A 17,383-nucleotide genomic window follows, 5' to 3' on the forward strand; every position below is an offset into this window, starting at 1 on the left:
GCTCCCACCAGCGGGGCAGTCCGTTTATGGTTTGGCACGGCGGTGCCAAGACCTTCTGCCTCATCACACTAGAGGAACGACCGTGCATAACGTCGTCATCAGCGGCACCGGCCTGTTTACCCCGGCCAACAGCATTTCCAACGAAGAGCTGGTGGAATCTTTCAATGCCTACGTCCACCAGTTCAACAGCGACAACGCCGCGGCCATCGAGCGGGGCGAGGTGCAGGCCCTGACCGAATCCAACGCCGCTTTCATTGAAAAGGCCTCGGGGATCAAAAGTCGCTTCGTCATGGACAAGGACGGCATCCTCGACCCGCAACGCATGGCCCCGCGCCTGCCGGAACGTTCCAACGACGAATGGTCGGTGCTTTGCCAGATGGCGGTCGCCGCCGCCGAACAGGCCCTGCAACGGGCCGGCAAGACCGCCGCCGACATCGACGGGGTGATCGTTGCCTGTTCCAACCTGCAGCGTGCCTATCCGGCCATCGCCATCGAAGTCCAGGCCGCCCTGGGCATCCAGGGCTTCGGCTTTGACATGAACGTGGCCTGTTCTTCGGCGACCTTCGGCATCCAGGCTGCCTGCAACAGCGTGCAACTGGGCCAGGCCCGGGCCATCCTGATGGTCAACCCGGAAGTCTGCACCGGACACCTGAACTTCCGTGACCGTGACAGCCACTTCATCTTCGGCGACGCCGCCACCGCGGTGATCATCGAGCGTGCCGACCTCGCCACCTCGGCCCAGCAGTTCGAGATCGTCAGCACCAAGTTGCTGACCCAGTTCTCCAACAACATCCGCAACAACTTCGGTTTCCTCAACCGCGCGGCGGAAGAGGGCATAGGTGCCCGGGACAAGCTGTTCGTCCAGGAAGGCCGCAAGGTGTTCCGTGACGTATGCCCGATGGTGGCCGAACTGATCGCGGCCCACCTGGAAGAAAACCAGCTCAATGTCGGCGACGTGAAGCGCTTCTGGCTGCACCAGGCCAACCTGAGCATGAACCACCTGATCGTCAAGAAACTCCTGGGCCGTGAAGCCACGGTGGAAGAGGCCCCGGTGATTCTCGACACTTACGCCAACACCAGTTCGGCCGGCTCGGTGATTGCCTTCCACAAGTACCAGGACGACCTGGCCAGCGGCTCCCTGGCCGTGCTCAGTTCCTTCGGCGCCGGCTACTCCATCGGCAGCGTACTGCTGCGCAAGCGTTGATCTAGGCTGATGCGGGTGTGGCGCAGGGCCGGGTTGGCGCGTCACACCCTCTCAAACCTGCATGATTGAACGAGGCACGAATGGCTGCTGCTGATGACACGCAACTGCTAGAGCGCCTTTTGGCGGGTGAGCAAAAGGCATACAAGGAACTGGTCAGTACCTACCAGAGCGCTATGCGCGCGGTGGCTTACGCCATTGTCGGCAACCGCCATGCCGATGAAGTGGTACAGGACGCCTGGTTGTCGGTGGTGCGCAATCTGTCAGGGTTTCAGGGGCGTTCCAGCCTCAAGACCTGGCTGCTGACCATCACGTCCAACGCGGCCAAGGGCCGTTACAAACAGAATCGCCGGGAAGTCCTGCTGGATGACTTGCCCGCCCCCCACGGCACCGTGGGCGATGAGCGTTTCTCTTCCAGCGATGGCCACTGGCTGGTGGCGCCCTTCGCCTGGCACGAAGACACCCCGGAGGCCCTGCTGACCGAGTCCGAGCTGCGAGACTGCCTGGAGCACACCCTGCTCAGCCTCTCGGAACTGCAAAGCAGCGTCCTGCTGTTGCGCGAACGTCAGGGGTTGGAGCTGGAAGAAATCTGTAATCTTTTGGGGCTCACGCTCTCCAATGTACGGGTGCTGTTGCACCGGGCGCGTTTGAAAGTCTTCGCCACCGTGGAGCATTTTGAGGAAACCGGCCAATGCTGACCTGTAAGGAACAAGTGGCACGTTCCAGCGACTACCTGGACGGCCAGCTGAGTTTTCGCGAGCGCCTGATGGTTCGCCATCATCTGCTGTTCTGCCCCAATTGCCGGCGTTTCATTCGTCAGATGCGCCTGCTCCAGGCCACCTTGCGGGTGCTCCCCGAGCCGCCTCTGGAAGGCCTGGACGAACTGGCCGAACGCCTGGCTGCCGAGCACAAGCGCGACCTCTGACCTTTGCCCCCATGCGGATGCCGCCGTGCATCCGCATCTGTCATCAATCGGTCATCCGATCGAAGGTGACAGCCCTGTAATGTCCCCCCATTCCCCCGCAAACCCTGGCGAAAGCGCTCTAGCACGGGCTTTTTGCCTTATTGCATTTCGAAGTAAAAAAGTTCCCCTGTAATTAAATCTTTATCTATCAGCAACCCGGCTGAAATAACCCATCGCCAAGATTCCCACCCAACACCAGCGGGCCAACCCCGCGTGTTTTCCAACGCTACAGACCACCAATTAGGGGAACTCTTCGATGATCCGTAAGCACTTCGCCGGTTTTGCCGCCAGCGCCCTGGCCCTGGCAGTAACCGCCCAGGCTTTCGCTGGCACCGTCACCACCGACGGCGCCGATATCGTAGTCAAAACCAAGGGCGGCCTTGAGGTTGCTACCACCGACTCCGCATTCAGCTTCAAGCTGGGCGGTCGTCTGCAAGCCGACTATGGCCGTTTCGACGGGTTCTACACCAAGAATGGTGATACCGGCGACGGCGCCTACTTCCGCCGCGCCTATCTGGAATTGGGCGGCACCGCCTACAAGGATTGGAAATACCAGATCAGTTACGACTTCTCCCACAACTCGGGCACCGCCGATGACGGTTACTTCGACGAGGCGTCCATCTCTTATGTGGGCTTCAAGCCGGTGACCATTCGCGCCGGTCGTTTCGACGCCGACTTCGGTCTGGAGAAGGCCACCAGCTCCAAGTGGGTCACCTCCATGGAGCGTAATGCCGCCTACGAGCTGGCCGACTGGATCAACTCCCACGAGAACGGCATGGGGCTGCAGGTCAGCTCGGTGGTGGCCGACATGGCTTACCTGTCCGGCAGCGTCTCGGCCAAGGACATCAACGACAGCGATGGCGACAGCGTCAAGCAGCTCAACGCCCGTGCCGTGTTTGCACCGCTGCATGAAACCGGCAACGTCCTGCACTTCGGCCTGGACTTCGCCAGCCGCGATCTGGGCGATACCGCCTTCGACTCGCGGATTCGTCCTCGCCTGGGCGTGCGTGGCATCGCCACCAACGGCGGCAACGATGCCGGCGCCAACGGCAACCGCGCTACCTTCGGCGGTGGCGTCGGCCTGAACGCCTCGAACCTGACGACAGCAGGCGCTTATGACAATGACCGAGTGTTCGGCGGCGAGTTCGCCTTCGCCAGTGGCCCGTTCTCGGCCCAGGCGGAATACCTGACTCGCAAGCTCAAAGCCGACAGCAACGCTTACAAGGACGTCAAGGCTAACGGTTTCTACGGCCAACTGGCCTACACCCTGACCGGCGAATCCCGGGTCTACAAGCTCGATGGCGCCAAGTTCGACACCATCAAGCCGGAAAACAAGCAGTACGGTGCCTGGGAAGTGTTCTACCGCTACGACAACATCAAGGTTGATGACAAGAACATCGTCGCCGCCACCGCTACCCGTGAAGTCGGCGATGCCAAGGCCAACATGAACACCATCGGGGTCAACTGGTACGCCAACGAGGCGATCAAGGTGTCCGCCAACTACATCAAGGTCAGCACCGACAAGATCAGCAACAGCGTTGGCGATGACAGCGGCGACGCCCTGGTGGCTCGCGTGCAGTACGTGTTCTAAGGCTGTTGCAACATCCAGGTAGAGCTCTTTCTCATCCGTTATAGCTCCTCTCGTTTTGACCCCGCTGCGGCGGGGTTTTTTTTTGCCCGAATACGGCAATACGCTGTTTCTGGAGTGAAGGTTATAGCGATCGAAGGACGCTAGTTAGCCCCTTGGCAGGCGTCAAATTTAAAAAATAAATAGCCTCTGGATAGTTCCCGTCGAGTTTATTTTCGCTGTTGAAATCCGCCATCAATCGCTCTCGCTACAGCCGTTGGCGAAAGTGCTCATGGGCCAGTCGATACGGGGCAATGGTGGATGAGGCGAGGGCGTCGATATGGTTTTTTTTCTGGAGTGATTTTCTTTCTTAAAAAATATTACGGTTTTTTAGAATGAAATTAGTGCGGTTGACAGTCTCGGAATGGCTATGGAAGTATCAAAAAAGATTTCAGATCAAGCATTGGGAAAGTTGTCTGAAAGATAGTGTTCTACACGGAGTTTTGTAGAGCTGGTCAGGCTGATTGTTGTCAGGGAAGTTAGAGCTTTAACCGGATTGTTAATACGCTGGTGGCCGGCGCTGGTTGGTTTGGTCATGCCCCGGCCCGATAAGCCCTTCAAGGAAGTGAGGGGTGGGGCAGAGTAATTAAGTACCCCTGTACCGGGGGTCGCAAGGGATTGCTGACATGACGAAAGTTGAACTTTACGACCCGACACTTCGGGACGGTAATCATGCGCTCGGGCACCGCCTTGGCCTGGAGGACATCAGTGCCTATTGCCGCGCCGTGGATGCCTGTGGGCTCTATTGCGTGGAGGTCGGTCATGGCAATGGCCTGGGGGCTTCGTCCCTGCAACTGGGGCTGGCTCCCCACAGTGATGAAGCGATGCTGAGCACCGCCCGGGAAGCTTTGCAGCAGACCCGCCTGGGGATTCATGCGATTCCCGGGTTCGCCAGGATCGATCATCTGCACATGGCCATCGAGCAGGGCGTGGATGTGCTGCGCATCGCCTGCCATTGCACCGAGGCCGATATCACCGCGCGCTACATCGACTTCGTCAAGTCACGGGGCGCCGAGGCCCAGGGCGTGCTGATGATGACCCACATGGCCAGTGCCCGGACCCTGCTGGAGCAGGCCCGACTGCAGGTCAGCTACGGCGCCGACGCCATTGTGCTGATGGATTCCGCCGGGGCCTACATGGAGCAGGACGCCTTTGAAAAGGTCTCGCTGCTGGCCCAGGAGTTGCCGGTGCCCATAGGTTTTCACGGGCATAACAACCTGGGGCTGGCGGTGGCCAATAGCCTGAGCGCGGTCAGGGCCGGTGCCCGGTTGCTCGACGGCACCATCAATGGCCTCGGCGCCGGCGCCGGTAATACCCCCCTGGAAGTGTTGTGCGCGGCGCTGATGAAGCTCGGTCTGGTGGACGAGGCTCGGGCCTTTGCCGTGATCGTCGCCTCGGAGCAGAGCACGGACCGGATCAAGAGTGCGCAGCCCCATATCAGTGCCATGAACATTGTCAGCGGTTTGTACGGGGTGTTCTCGGGGTTTGAAAAACCGGTGTTGAAGGCCGCACAACAACATGGTGTCGCGGCGCTGGATATATATCGCGTGCTGGGCAAAAGAAAAGTAGTGGCAGGTCAGGAAGACCTGATTATTGAAGTTGCGATGAATCTGGCCAAGGCGCTGTGAATTCAACTGACTTCCCATAAGCAAGGAGAGCGCTTTATGGTACTTAGAGTCGCGATATTAGGCAGCGGTAATATTGGCTGTGATCTTCTGTTGAAGGTCATGCGCAGTTCTTATTTGCGCTGTGATTATTTTATTGGGCGCAATCAACAGTCGGCGGGGCTGGACTATGCCGCAAAACTGGGTGTGCGTTGTGATCATCGCGGTATTGATAAGTTAGTTGAACATCTGGATGAAGTTGATGTGGTGTTCGATGCCAGCAGTGCCCAGGCCCATGTGCAACATGCCCAGGTGTTGGAGGGGCAGGGCAAGTTGCTGATCAACCTGACTCCGGCCGATACCGGCGTCTGGTGTGTGCCCACGATCAATTCGAGCACGTTGCGGGATGTAGAGAACCTCAACATGGTCACCTGCGGTGGCCAGGCCTCCCTGCCGATCGTGCACGCGCTGCGGCGCACCGGGCAGCACCTGAACTACGTGGAGGCGGTGTCGTCGATTTCCGCCCGCAGTGCCGGCGCCGCAACCCGGCTGAATGTGAACGAGTACCTGTGCACCACGGAGAAGGCCCTCAAGCATTTCTCCGGCGCCCCGAGCGTCAAGTCGATCCTCAACATCAATCCGGCCGATCCGCCGGTGGACATGCAGACCACGGTCTTCGCCCTGATAGACAAACCGGACATGGCCGAGCTGCGGCACAGTGTCCGCGTGATGCTCGATCAGGTGCGCCAGTACATGCCCGGCTACTCGCTGATCATGGAACCCAGCCTGATCGACGGCAAAGTGGTGACCATGGTCCGGGCCAGGGGGGCAGGGGACTACTTGCCGGCCTATGCGGGCAATCTGGACATCATCACCAGTGCGGCAGTCCGGGCCGCCGAAGATCGTTGCCGGAACTGAACCCAGGACGGGTTCGAGGTTTATCTCAGGAGAGTGTCGACATGACCACGGTATATGGAACCTACGGGCCGAAGCTCAAGCGCCTGCCCGAGTGGGTCAAGCGCGTGACCGACTATGTCTACGAGAAGTTGGGCCGGCGGCAGCATTTCTACAGCGGTGAAAGCGCTTTCGCCCAGGAGCGCGGAGCGGAGTTCGCCCGGCGTCTGGCCCAGGGCGAGAGCCTGTACCTGCTGGGGGTCGGTCCCTTCGGGCACAACACCGGCGTGGCCCTGATCAAGGTCAGCGCCAAGGATGGCATCCACATCATTGCCAACAACGAGGAGGAGCGCTTCAGCGCAGAAAAACACTCCAACAAGTTTCCCCAGCACAGCCTGGCAGAGATCCGCCTGATCATGGCCAGCCGCAACATTAGCGCGCAGGACATCTTCTGCATTCTTGGCAGTTGGGACTACATCCGCGCCCTGGGCTTTGACCTGAAGATCATCTTCGAACATGCCCCCAGCAGCCTGACCCTGCTCAACCCGCGGCACGACCCGAACTTCAACCTCAGCCACCTGGTCAAGGGCCTGGGGGCGCCCAAGCGGATCTCCCAGAGCCTGGGCCTGGAAACCACCCAGCCGCTGATCGGCATGCATCACCACAACAACCATGCCTACCTGGCCTATGCCCTGTCGCCGTTCGCCCGGGAGCCTGAGCCGGTGATCCTCACCGTGCTCGACGGCACTGGCGACAACGGTGCCATCTCGCTGTACGAAGTCCGCGACGGCCAAGTCATCTGTCACCGGCAAAACCAGAGCACCATCGACTCCCTGGGCTACCTGTACGGCTACATCAGCTCGACCCAGGGCGGCTGGAGTTTCCTCAGCTCCGAAGGGCGCTACATGGGCGCTGCGGCCTGGGGCAATGCCAGCCGCCTGACCAACCCCTATTACAAGCGCCTGCGGCAGATCCTGTATTTCGCCGAGGAAGGCAACATCCACGTCAACCGGACCATGGTCAACTGGCACATCAAGAGCCACACCGAGCCCTATGGCCAGCCGCTGATCGACATCCTCGGCGCGCCCATCGCTCCGGGGGACATGTGGAACCCGGACAGCGTGCTCAGCGTCGACGACATCGAGCATTCGGACATCACCCAGGATCGGGTCGACAAGGCCCAGGCCCTGCAACTGGTGTTCGAGGACGCGCTGTTCCATATCGTCGATCACCTGATCCGCAAGACCTGTGCCCACAAGCTGGTGCTCACCGGCGGCACGGCGCTCAATTGCATTGCCAACATGCATCTGGTCCAGCACTTCAATCGCGACTACTTCCAGCGCTACCTGGGCCAGGACCAGTGCCTGAAGATCTGGGTGCCGCCGATCCCCAGCGACTGCGGTGTGGCCCTGGGCGCGGCGATACAGTTCGCCATGCGCAATGGCGCCGACGCGCGCAACGATTTCGCCAGCCCGTACCTGTGTGGCCTGGCACCGTCCACGGCGCAGATCCAGCGCGCAGTGATCGAGGAACAGGGGGTCGAAGCCCGCAAGATCGGCTCCCTGAACCAGGCCGATTCCCTGACCGAGGTGGCGCGTTTCATGGCCAGCCTGGTGTGCAACAACGCCGTGATCGGGGTGTTCCAGGGCCCGGCGGAAACCGGTCCGCGGGCCTTGGGCAATCGCAGCATCCTGGCCAACCCGCGCAATCCCAACACCTTGGAACTGCTCAACTCGAAAGTGAAGTTCCGGGAGAAGATCCGGCCGCTGGCGCCCATGGTCACCCTGGAAGAAGCCCATCGGCTGTTCGAGCTCGATGAAGGGGCCAAGACCGACGACTACTCGGCCTACAACTACATGGTGCTCACCGCCCGGGCGCGCCCCGAGGCCCGCAGCCGGGTTCCGGCGGTGGTCCATGTGGACGGCACCAGTCGCCTGCAGATCGTGCGTCAGTCCCTCAACCCGCTGATCCACGCCTACCTCAAGCAGATGGGGAAACAGTGCGGGGTCGAGGCCTCGGTGAACACTTCGCTGAACGTCGGCAGCCCGATCGCCCAGACCCCGGCCCATGCCCTGCAGACCCTCAAGCGGGCCAAGGGCATGGACGCGCTGATCATGGTCGGCGCCAGTGGCGACATCTTCGCGGTGTGGAAAACCGACAGCGACTTCAAGCGGCGGCTGGCGGTGTTCGAAGCCCAGGCCCTCGACGTCATGCCTACCTGACAGGCACCTACTCACTCGAATTCCGGAGAGCATCATGACCGACAACACTCAGCCTCAGGCCACCAACAAATACCGCAACAACCTCAAGGCCTTCGATTACGGCAACCAGTTCTGGGACGAATCCGAACGCAACGGCCTGGCGGGCATCGTCGCCAACCTGGTGGGGGACGGCAGCCTGGAAACCGCCGATGGCCATCGTTTCATCAACGTCAGTTGCTGCTCCTACCTGGACCTGGATTCCCATCCGAGCATTGTCCAGGGCGCCATCGACGCCTTGCATCGCTATGGCGTGCTGGATCACTGCATTTCCCGGATTCGCATCCAGATTCCGGCGCTGCTGGAGCTGGAGGCGTCGCTCTCGCAGCTGTTCGAGGCCAAGGTCATCACCGCCATTTCCGCCGGCGCGGCCACGGCAGGCATCCTCCCGCTGCTGGCGTCCGGGCACCTGACCCAGGGCGTGCGCCCGGTGATGGCCTTCGACAAGTTCGCGCACTTTTCCATGAGCCTGTACAAGCCGGTGTGCGGCGATGAGACCGAGGTGTTCACCATCGGCCACAACGACATGAATGCCCTGGAAGACCTGTGCCGCAAGTATCGCAAGGTCGCCTATGTCGCCGACGGCACCTACAGCATGGGCGGCCACGCGGCCCTCGGGGACTTGCTGACCCTGCAGGAAAAGTACGGCCTGTTCCTCTACCTGGACGATTCACACTCGCTGTCCATCGTCGGTCGCCACGGCGAGGGCTATGTGCGCTCGCACATCGATCAGGTCAATGAAAACACCATCATCGTCGCCACCCTGAACAAGGCGTTCGGCACCAGTGGCGCAGCCATCATGTTCGGCCCCAAGGGCAAGCAGGTGGAGGACATCCTGACCCGTTTCGGCGGGCCGATGGCCTGGTCGCAGCCGATGAACACCGCGGCCATCGGCGCCTCCCTGGCGTCTGCCGAGCTGCATCGCGGCCCGGAGCTGGCGCTGCGGCAGAACGCCCTGTCGCGCAACATCCAGCTGTTCGACGAGTTCATCCGCACCGAGCAGGCCGGCAATGCCTTTCCGATCCGCCTGGTGCAGTTGCCCAACGACAAGGTGATCCGCAGCGGCCGGCTGCTGTTCGAAAACGGCTTCTATGTGTCGCCGGTGTTCTTCCCCATCGTGGCCAAGGACAACGCCGGGCTGCGGGTCATGTTGCGCTCCACCATCAGCGAGGAGCAGGTGCTGTCCATGTGCGAACTGCTGCGTGGCTGCATCGAGTCCTGAACCCATCCATTGCTGCGAGTGTCCGGTTATGCAAACCCGTGGTTATTCAGTTGCCCCCATTCCCCGGTTGCCCCGTTCGATCCTCTACACCCCGGCCTTCAACCTGGAGCGGCTGCAAGGCGCTCGGGAGGCGGGGGCCGATGTCTGCCTGATCGACCTGGAAGACTCGGTGCCCCCAGCCAGGAAAGCCCTGGCCCGGGAGCATTGCCTGCAATTGCTCAAGGCTCCGGCGTCGGCGTCCCGGGTGGCGGTGCGGATCAACGAACTGCGCTCGCCCCAAGGCCTGCTGGACCTTGAGGCCTTCATCCGCCATGGCCTGGCGCCGGACATCGTGATGCTGACCATGGTCCGCGATGCCTGCGAACTGGAGATCGTGCGTGCCCAGCTCAGCGAGCTGCAGCACCCGGTGGAGCTGTACGTCACCGTGGAGACCCTGGAGGCCATCGACGCCATCGACCCGATTGCCAGCCAGTGCTCGGGGCTGGTGTTCGGCTCGGCGGACTTTGCGGCCGAGCTGGGGGTGGAAATCGGTTGGGAAAACATGCTCTACGCCCGCCAGCGCATCGCCAACGCAGCGGCGCGCTACGACATCGCCGCCATCGACACCGCCTGCTATCACCTGGACGACCCGCAGCTGTTGCTGCAGGAAAGCCGGGCGGTCAAGGCCCTGGGATTCCATGGCAAGGCCATCGTCCACCCGCGCCAGCTGGCCACGGTCATGGAGGTGTTCAGCCCCAGCCCCGGCGAGCTGGAACGGGCCCGGGAGATCCTGCGTCGGGCGGAGCACAGCCAGGGCGAAATCTTCACCCTGGATGGCGACATGATCGGTCCTCCATTCATCAAGAAGGCCCGCAAGCTGCTGAACAATTTTACCCAGGAGCCACATCCATGATCTCGACCCTGCAACGGCTGGACAACGGTGAGTACCTGGAGTCGCCGGGGATGTTCTTCGAGGACTTCAAGCCCGGCGACGTGATTCGTCACTGGCCCGGGCGCACCGTGCTGGAAACCGACAACACCTGGCTGACCCTGTTGTCGATGAACCATCACCCGCTGCACTTCGACCACGAGTACGCCAAGGACACGGAGTTCGGCAAGGTGCTGGTCAACAGCGTGGTGACCTTCGCCATCATCAATGGCATGTCGGTGCAGACCATGAGCTTTCGCACCCTGGCCAACCTGGGCTGGGATCAGGTGCGGCTCTCGGCCCCGGTGTTCATCGGCGACACCCTCTACGCCAAGTCGAAGGTCCTGGCCATCCGCCCCAGCCGTTCACGGCCGGGGCAGGGGATCGCCACCATCGAGACCGAAGGCTTCAAGGCCGATGGCAGTGTGGTGCTCAGTTACCAGCGTTCATTCCTGGTGCCCCGGCGCGAGCCCCTGGCCTTGCCCGCGGCCGAACAGGAGGTGCCATGAATTTTCTCAGCCTCGATCGCCAGGCCATGGCTCGGGCACTGTCCATGGGCGAGGCCATCGAGGCCCTGCGCCAGGCCCTGGCACCAGCCATGGCGGACGGCGTGCAAGTGCCGCCGCGAACCATCATGACCCTGGGCGACAGTGCCGAGAGCAACCAAGTGCTGGTGATGCCGGCGGCCCTGCCCTTGGCCCAGGCGGTGGCGGTCAAGGTTTCGACCATCACCCCGGACAACCCCCGCCACGGTCGGCCGCTGATCCATGCCCTGGTGATCCTGCTCAGCAGCCAGACCGGGGAAATCCTGGCGCTGATGGAAGGCGCCCATCTGACGGCCCTGCGTACCGGGGCCATGGCCGGGCTGGCCACCGACCTGCTGGCGCGGCCCGCATCCCGAGTGCTGGCGGTGATCGGTGCCGGGGTCCAGGCCCGCAGCCAGATCGAGGCGGTCTGTGCGGTGCGCCCCATCGAACAGCTGTTGCTGCATTCCAGAAGCCTGGACAAGGCCCGGGCCCTGGCGGCCTGGGTCAGCGATCGTGGGTTGTGCCCCCAGGTCATGGTGACCGACAGCGTGGCCCGGGCGGTGCGCATGGCGGACGTGATCTGCACGGCCACTTCCACCGCCAGTGCCGAGCCGCTGGTGCGGGCGGCGGATGTGCGCCCCGGGACCCACATCAATGCCATCGGCGGGGTCGATGAAATCGCCTGCGAGATCGATCCGCTGCTGCTGGGACAGGCGGCGGTGTACGTCGAGGAGCGCGATGCCGCTCTGCGTGAGGCCGGCGAGCTGATTCAAAGCCTGCGCCTGGGGGTTCTGATGCCCGGGGATGTGCAGGAAATCGCCAGCCTGCTGGGCGGCTCCGTCGTCCCGCGAGGCACCGCCAGCAGCCTGTTCAAGTCAGTGGGCACGGCGATTCAGGATGTGGCGGTGGCGGCAGCCCTGCTGCGCTCGGCACGGACCAAGGGGCTGGGCACACGCGTCAGCCTCTGAAACCACAGTGCCTGGGGCCCAGGCATGACAAGGATGAATACATGGCAGAACAACGATTGTCCGGCAAGAACGCGCTGATCACCGGCGCCAGTCATGGCATTGGCCAGGCCATCGCCCTGGCCATGGCGCGAGAAGGGGCCAATGTGGCGTTTACCTATCAGCGCGATGAGGCCGCCGCGGCCCAGGTGCTGGGTCAACTGCAAGAGTTGGGGGTGAAATGCCAGGCCTTCCAGGTGGATGCGGGGGAGGCCAGTGCCGCGCCGCAACTGGCCGGTCGAGTCCTTGCCGGGTTCGATGAGCTGCATGTGCTGGTCAACAATGTCGGCATCACCACACGCACGGGGTTTCTCGAAACCAGCGTCGAGGACTACCACAAGGTGATGAATGCCAACCTGCGGTTTCCGTTCTTTCTGACCCAGGCGGTGATCGCCCACATGCTCGAACGGCGGATCGCCGGCAGTGTGATCAACGTGTCTTCCATCAGTGCCTTCAAGGCCATCAGCCAGATGGCCCACTACCAGTCATCCAAGGCCGGGCTGTCGATGCTGTCCAAGAGCCTGGCCTACGAGTTCGCTGCCCAGGGCATCCGGGTCAATACCCTGTCACCCGGACTGACCGCCACCCAGGGCAACCGCAACCAGTGGCACAACGATCCGCAGCTGTGGCGCGAACGGGGCAAGGACATTCCCCTGGGCCGCGCCGGCACGCCCCAGGATCACGCCGGCGCGGCGGTGTTTCTGGCCAGTGATGAAGCCGCCTGGGTGACCGGTGCCGACATCGTGATCGATGGCGGCGAAGCGACCCTCTGATCCATTCCCACCGAGGGCTTGCCCCCTCATTTGCATCAGGAAGCGCGATCCATGAATTTTGAAGAGCTCAATCGCCCGTTGTTCGATGTGTTTGGCCAGCGCAATCCGCAGTTGATCAAGCCCCAGGGATACAAGGCGACCCCCTTTCCCCTGGCCCTGTTTCCCGCCGCTGCCTTTCAGGCGGTGGCCGCCGACCTGCGTCTGATCCTGGCGGCGCAGTCGCGGATGCTTGCCCATTTGCTGACCCTGCACAGCCGTGAGCACATCCTCGAATTGTTCAATGTGCCGGTTCAGGTCCGGGACCTGGTGGATTGGTCGCTGCTGGAAAAGGGCGGTCGGCTGATTGGCCGTGCGGACGTTCTGCTGAGCGAGGATGGCCAGTACCAGCTGTGCGAACTGAACATCGGGCCGGCCATCGAAGGCCCGCAGTTGCACGAATTCTGCGCCCGTTTCCTGGAGTCGCGAGGGGTGCAACTCAGTGGCTTCGAACACGGGCAATCGCCCTATGTCGATCTGGCGCGGTTGATCCAGCGCCTGTGCAAGGAGCAGCGGCGCAGTCGTGTGGTGCTCCTGGATCTTGAAGCCTATGACCACTGGGCAGGCGCTTCGGCCTACCAGCCGTTGTTGCGCCATGTGCGTCAGGCCTGTGCGGATCTGGAAGTGGTACTGATCAAGGAGCACCAGTACCAGGCGCAGTGGCTGAGCGCCGAAGAGGGCGCGCGCACCCTGGTCTATCGCCTGTTCCTGGAGGAGGAAATCGTCGATGGCGGCGATCTGGTGCGGCGTATCTGCGGTTCGGGCGCCTTGCTGCTCAACACCTTTGAAAACTACGTGAGCAGCTGCAAGTCATGGTTCTCGCTGTTTCATGAGCCGGCGCTGCGGGCGGTGCTGGACGCTGAACAGCGCGCCGCCATCGATCGCCGGATACCCATGACGGTGCGGGTCAGTGCGCAAAACCTTGAGGGTTTGCTGCAGCGGCGCCAAGAGCTGGTGTTCAAGCCCTGCAACTCCACCGGTGGCAAGGGGGTGATCCTCGGTGAGGAAGCCACTGACGAACTGATCCGCGCCTGCATCGGTCCAAGTCACGGTGAATGGATTGCCCAGGCCACCATCCGCCAGCGCTCCTATGCTTTGCCCCAGGCCTTCTGGAACCAGCCGGTGGAGCAGTTCGTGGTGTTTGGCCTGTACTACATCAATCAGCAGATGTCGGGCCTGTATTTGCGCTGCAACGGTCGCTCTAGGGCGGTCAATGTGTTGTCCGGCGGCATGCCGGGCTGGGCGCTGCCGATCACCGACCAGGAGCACCAGCGGCTGCTGGCGCAACTCAAGACCCAGGAGCCTGAACCGTGCCCTCTAGCGCAATGAACCAGGGCCGGGGAGGACAGGCTCCCCCTGGCGGGAGAAGTGGGCCGGCCCATGATTGAAAGAACCTTCAGCTGGGCGCGCTACGCCACCCTGCCCAGGGAGATCCATGTGGTGCTGTTCGGCACCCTGCTGACCCGCAGCGCGTTCTTCATGATCTGGCCGTTCCTGGCGATCTTCCTGTACCAGGACTATCACCTGGGGGCGACCTTGATCGGCACCCTGCTGGCGGTGGCCATGGTCGGCGGCGCACTGAGCAGTATCTACACCGGCTGGCTGTCGGACCGCTTCGGGCGCCGGCGCCTGATCCTGGCGGGCGCCTTGTTGAGCGCGCTGTCGTTCTTGCTGTTCATCGAGGCCGGCTCGGTGTTCTGGTTCGGCGTGGCAGTGGCCGGCGTGAGCATCGGCTGCTCGCTGCTGGAGTCGACCTGCAAAGTGCTGATCGGCGATTACGTGGAGGACCTGCAGTCCCGGGAGCTGGCACTGTATGCCAACTATTTTCTGGTGAACGTCGGCGGCTCCATCGGGCCGTTGATCGGCATGTTGCTGCTGTCCAGCGTGCGCTCCCTGGTGTTCGCCGTCTGCGCCCTGGTGTACACGGTGTTCGGCCTGCTGCTGTGGCGTCTGCTGCGGGACAAGGAGGCCCGGGTGCAGCGGCATGCCAGCGCCCCGACCCCCAACTTCCTGGTGGCCTTCGGTGCGGTGCTCAAGCATCGGCGATTTACCCTGCTGATGCTGTGCAACACCGTGGCGGCCTTCGTCTATGCCTCGTTCGACTCGACCCTGCCGCAGTACCTGGCGCGTAGCGAAGTGCAGGACCCGGTGACCCTGCTGGTGATCCTGATCACCCTCAACTCGCTGATTGTGGTCTTTACTCAGTTTCCTCTGTTGCGCTTGCTGGAGGTTTATTCCACTCGTTGCCGGCTGTTCTGGGGCATGGCCCTGATGTTAGCGTCGCAGCTGGTGTTCGCCGGCTCGCCGGTGACGCTGTTCTGGGGGCTGGCGCTGGCCACGCTGCTGTTGAGCGTGGGCGAGTTGATTGTGTTCCCGATCTTCAGCATAGAGGTCGACCGGCTGGCTCAGGAGAGTCTGCGCGGCACCTATTTCGGGGTCTCCAGCCTTTATCGGGTGGGCATTGCGCTGTCGCCGATCTACGGTGGCGGCATGCTCGACCTGGTGGGGGGGCAATGGATGTTCATAGGACTGGCCGCACTGTGCGGGCTGGTCATGGTGGTACAAAACTACGCCGTCAGGTAAAGGGCAGGGTTGCCGCCTGAGGTTCGAAATCTTCAAGGATGAGGTGTATCCGACATGTCTGTAATGCGCATTCTGGACCAACGTTTCGCGGCCGCCCTCAACGGCCTGGGCGCCACTGACAGTCCGCCGGTGATTCAACTGGCCAGCCGTCCCGAGTTTGGCGATTTCCAGATGAGTGGAGTCATGGCCGCGGCCAAGAAGCTGGGCCTGGCGCCGCGCGAGTTGGCCTTGCAACTGGTGGAGCGGGTGGACCTGCGGGGCATCGCCGAGCACCTGCAGATCGCCGGGCCGGGCTTTATCAACATTTCCCTCAGCAAAGACTTCCTGCGCGAACGCCTGGAGCATGCGCTGCTGACCCGCAACCTGGGAGTCGAACCGCAGCCGGCCAAGCGGGTGATGGTGGAGTACGCCTCGGTCAACCTGGCCAAGGAAATGCACGTCGGGCACCTGCGCGGCAGCATCATTGGCGACGCTCTGGCGCGGATCAATCTGTTCATGGGCCAGGACGTGATCCTGCAGAGTCACGTCGGCGACTGGGGCACTCAGTTCGGCATGCTCCTGGCCTATATGAAAGAGGCCACCGATACCTGCCGGCAGGACTACGAACTGCGGGACCTGAACCGCTTCTACCAACAGGCCAAGCTGCGCTTCGATGAATCGGAGGATTTTGCCCGCCGTGCCCGGGATTATGTGGTCCGGTTGCAACAGGGAGACGCCGAGGTGCTGCGCATGTGGCACACCTTCGTCGAGGTGTCGCTGTCCCACTCCCTGGATATCTTCCAGCGCCTGGGCCTGTTGCTCAAACAGTCGGACATCCGTGGCGAGAGTTTCTACAACGATGACCTGCAGCCCCTGGTCCAGGCCCTGCAGGACAAGGGCCTGCTGACCGAAAGCCAGGGCGCCAGGGTGGTGATGCTGGCGGAGTACGCCAACAAGGAGGGCCAGGAGGCGGCCTTTATCGTACAGAAGCAGGGCGGTGGCTTTCTCTATGCCACCACGGACCTGGCGGCGATCCGTTTTCGCATTCGCCAGCTCAAGCTCGACCGCTGCCTGTATGTGGTGGATGTGCGTCAGTCCCTGCATTTCCAGCAGTTGTTCCTGGTGGCGCGCAAGGCCGGCTTCCTGCCGCCCCAGGCGGATTTTGAGCATGTCAGCCATGGCACGATCAAGGGCGCCGATGGCAAGCCGTTGAAGACCAAGTCCGGCGAGTCGGTCAAGCTCGATGCGTTGCTGACCGAGGCGGTGGAGCGGGCCGAGGTGCTGATCGCCGCGAAGAACAACGGGCTGGACCCCGAGGCCCGTCGACACGTGGCCCGGGTGGTGGGCATCGGCGCGCTGAAGTACGCCGACCTGTCCCGTCATCGCAACACCGATTACGTGTTCGACTGGGACGCGATGCTGTCCTTCGAGGGCAATACCGCGCCTTACCTGCAATATGCCTACACCCGGGCCAACCGCGTGCTGACCCGGGCCGGGAGCGTCAAGGAGCAAGGCCTGCAGATCATCGAGCCCCATGAGCACAGCCTGGCCATCGAGCTGCTGCGTTTCGAGGATGTGATGTTGCAAGTGCTGCGCGAAAGCCTGCCCCACGTGCTGTGTGCCTATCTGTACGGGCTGGCCACGGCGTTTTCGCGTTTCTACGAGTCCTGCCCGGTGATTGCTGACGAGCGTGTCGATGGTTCGCGGCTGAAACTCTGTGAACTGACCGCCCGCACCCTGAAGGAGGGCCTGGGGCTGCTGGGGATCGAGGTGGTCGACACCATGTGATGCCGTGCTTGGCCGA

General features: G+C 62.3%; 15 protein-coding genes. All 15 read left to right on the forward strand.

From position 1 onward, the window contains the following. Positions 1 to 82: 82 nt before the first annotated feature. Positions 83 to 1,204 carry a beta-ketoacyl-ACP synthase III gene (locus tag KHO49_RS08695; protein ID WP_102861661.1) on the forward strand — a complete coding sequence of 374 codons (1,122 nt, stop codon included), beginning with the start codon at positions 83 to 85 and terminating at the stop codon, positions 1,202 to 1,204. Between the two features lie 80 nt (positions 1,205 to 1,284). After that, positions 1,285 to 1,899, forward strand: a complete 615-nt coding sequence (locus KHO49_RS08700; RefSeq protein ID WP_102861662.1) for an RNA polymerase sigma factor — start codon at positions 1,285 to 1,287, stop codon at positions 1,897 to 1,899. Further along, positions 1,893 to 2,126, forward strand: coding sequence for an anti-sigma factor family protein (locus KHO49_RS08705; RefSeq protein ID WP_102861663.1), 234 nt, complete (start codon positions 1,893 to 1,895; stop codon positions 2,124 to 2,126). Before KHO49_RS08700 ends, KHO49_RS08705 begins: the two co-directional genes overlap by 7 nt. A gap of 295 nt (positions 2,127 to 2,421) precedes the next feature. Continuing rightward, positions 2,422 to 3,756, forward strand: a complete 1,335-nt coding sequence (locus KHO49_RS08710; protein WP_110595114.1) for an OprO/OprP family phosphate-selective porin — start codon at positions 2,422 to 2,424, stop codon at positions 3,754 to 3,756. A gap of 662 nt (positions 3,757 to 4,418) precedes the next feature. Beyond that, on the forward strand, positions 4,419 to 5,420 hold the full coding sequence (gene dmpG, locus KHO49_RS08715) for a 4-hydroxy-2-oxovalerate aldolase (RefSeq protein WP_213664903.1): 1,002 nt from the start codon (positions 4,419 to 4,421) through the stop codon (positions 5,418 to 5,420). 36 nt (positions 5,421 to 5,456) lie between these two features. Then, on the forward strand, positions 5,457 to 6,314 hold the full coding sequence (locus tag KHO49_RS08720; RefSeq protein ID WP_102878784.1) for an acetaldehyde dehydrogenase (acetylating): 858 nt from the start codon (positions 5,457 to 5,459) through the stop codon (positions 6,312 to 6,314). A 41-nt stretch (positions 6,315 to 6,355) separates the two neighbouring features. Continuing rightward, complete coding sequence (locus KHO49_RS08725) at positions 6,356 to 8,512, forward strand: carbamoyltransferase C-terminal domain-containing protein (RefSeq protein ID WP_102878785.1); 2,157 nt, start codon at positions 6,356 to 6,358, stop codon at positions 8,510 to 8,512. 34 nt (positions 8,513 to 8,546) lie between these two features. Next, complete coding sequence (locus KHO49_RS08730; RefSeq protein WP_102878786.1) at positions 8,547 to 9,770, forward strand: 8-amino-7-oxononanoate synthase family protein; 1,224 nt, start codon at positions 8,547 to 8,549, stop codon at positions 9,768 to 9,770. A gap of 28 nt (positions 9,771 to 9,798) precedes the next feature. Then, positions 9,799 to 10,662, forward strand: coding sequence for an HpcH/HpaI aldolase/citrate lyase family protein (locus KHO49_RS08735; protein WP_123393369.1), 864 nt, complete (start codon positions 9,799 to 9,801; stop codon positions 10,660 to 10,662). Then, complete coding sequence (locus KHO49_RS08740; protein WP_213664904.1) at positions 10,659 to 11,186, forward strand: MaoC family dehydratase; 528 nt, start codon at positions 10,659 to 10,661, stop codon at positions 11,184 to 11,186. Before KHO49_RS08735 ends, KHO49_RS08740 begins: the two co-directional genes overlap by 4 nt. Next, the gene (locus KHO49_RS08745; protein WP_123393367.1) at positions 11,183 to 12,172 is read left to right on the forward strand and encodes an ornithine cyclodeaminase family protein; all 990 of its coding nucleotides are present in this window, start codon (positions 11,183 to 11,185) and stop codon (positions 12,170 to 12,172) included. Before KHO49_RS08740 ends, KHO49_RS08745 begins: the two co-directional genes overlap by 4 nt. Positions 12,173 to 12,213: 41 nt before the next feature. Beyond that, on the forward strand, positions 12,214 to 12,981 hold the full coding sequence (locus tag KHO49_RS08750; protein WP_102878790.1) for an SDR family NAD(P)-dependent oxidoreductase: 768 nt from the start codon (positions 12,214 to 12,216) through the stop codon (positions 12,979 to 12,981). A 51-nt stretch (positions 12,982 to 13,032) separates the two neighbouring features. Further along, positions 13,033 to 14,346 carry a hypothetical protein gene (locus KHO49_RS08755; protein WP_213664905.1) on the forward strand — a complete coding sequence of 438 codons (1,314 nt, stop codon included), beginning with the start codon at positions 13,033 to 13,035 and terminating at the stop codon, positions 14,344 to 14,346. 51 nt (positions 14,347 to 14,397) lie between these two features. Continuing rightward, a complete protein-coding gene (locus tag KHO49_RS08760; RefSeq protein ID WP_110595120.1) occupies positions 14,398 to 15,600 on the forward strand; it encodes an MDR family MFS transporter in 1,203 nt (400 codons plus the stop codon). Positions 15,601 to 15,654: 54 nt separating this feature from the next. Next, complete coding sequence (gene argS, locus KHO49_RS08765; protein WP_102878793.1) at positions 15,655 to 17,367, forward strand: arginine--tRNA ligase; 1,713 nt, start codon at positions 15,655 to 15,657, stop codon at positions 17,365 to 17,367. The last annotated feature ends 16 nt before the right edge of the window (positions 17,368 to 17,383 follow it).

The organism is Pseudomonas sp. RC4D1 (assembly GCF_018390395.1).
GTDB lineage: Bacteria > Pseudomonadota > Gammaproteobacteria > Pseudomonadales > Pseudomonadaceae > Aquipseudomonas > Aquipseudomonas danubii.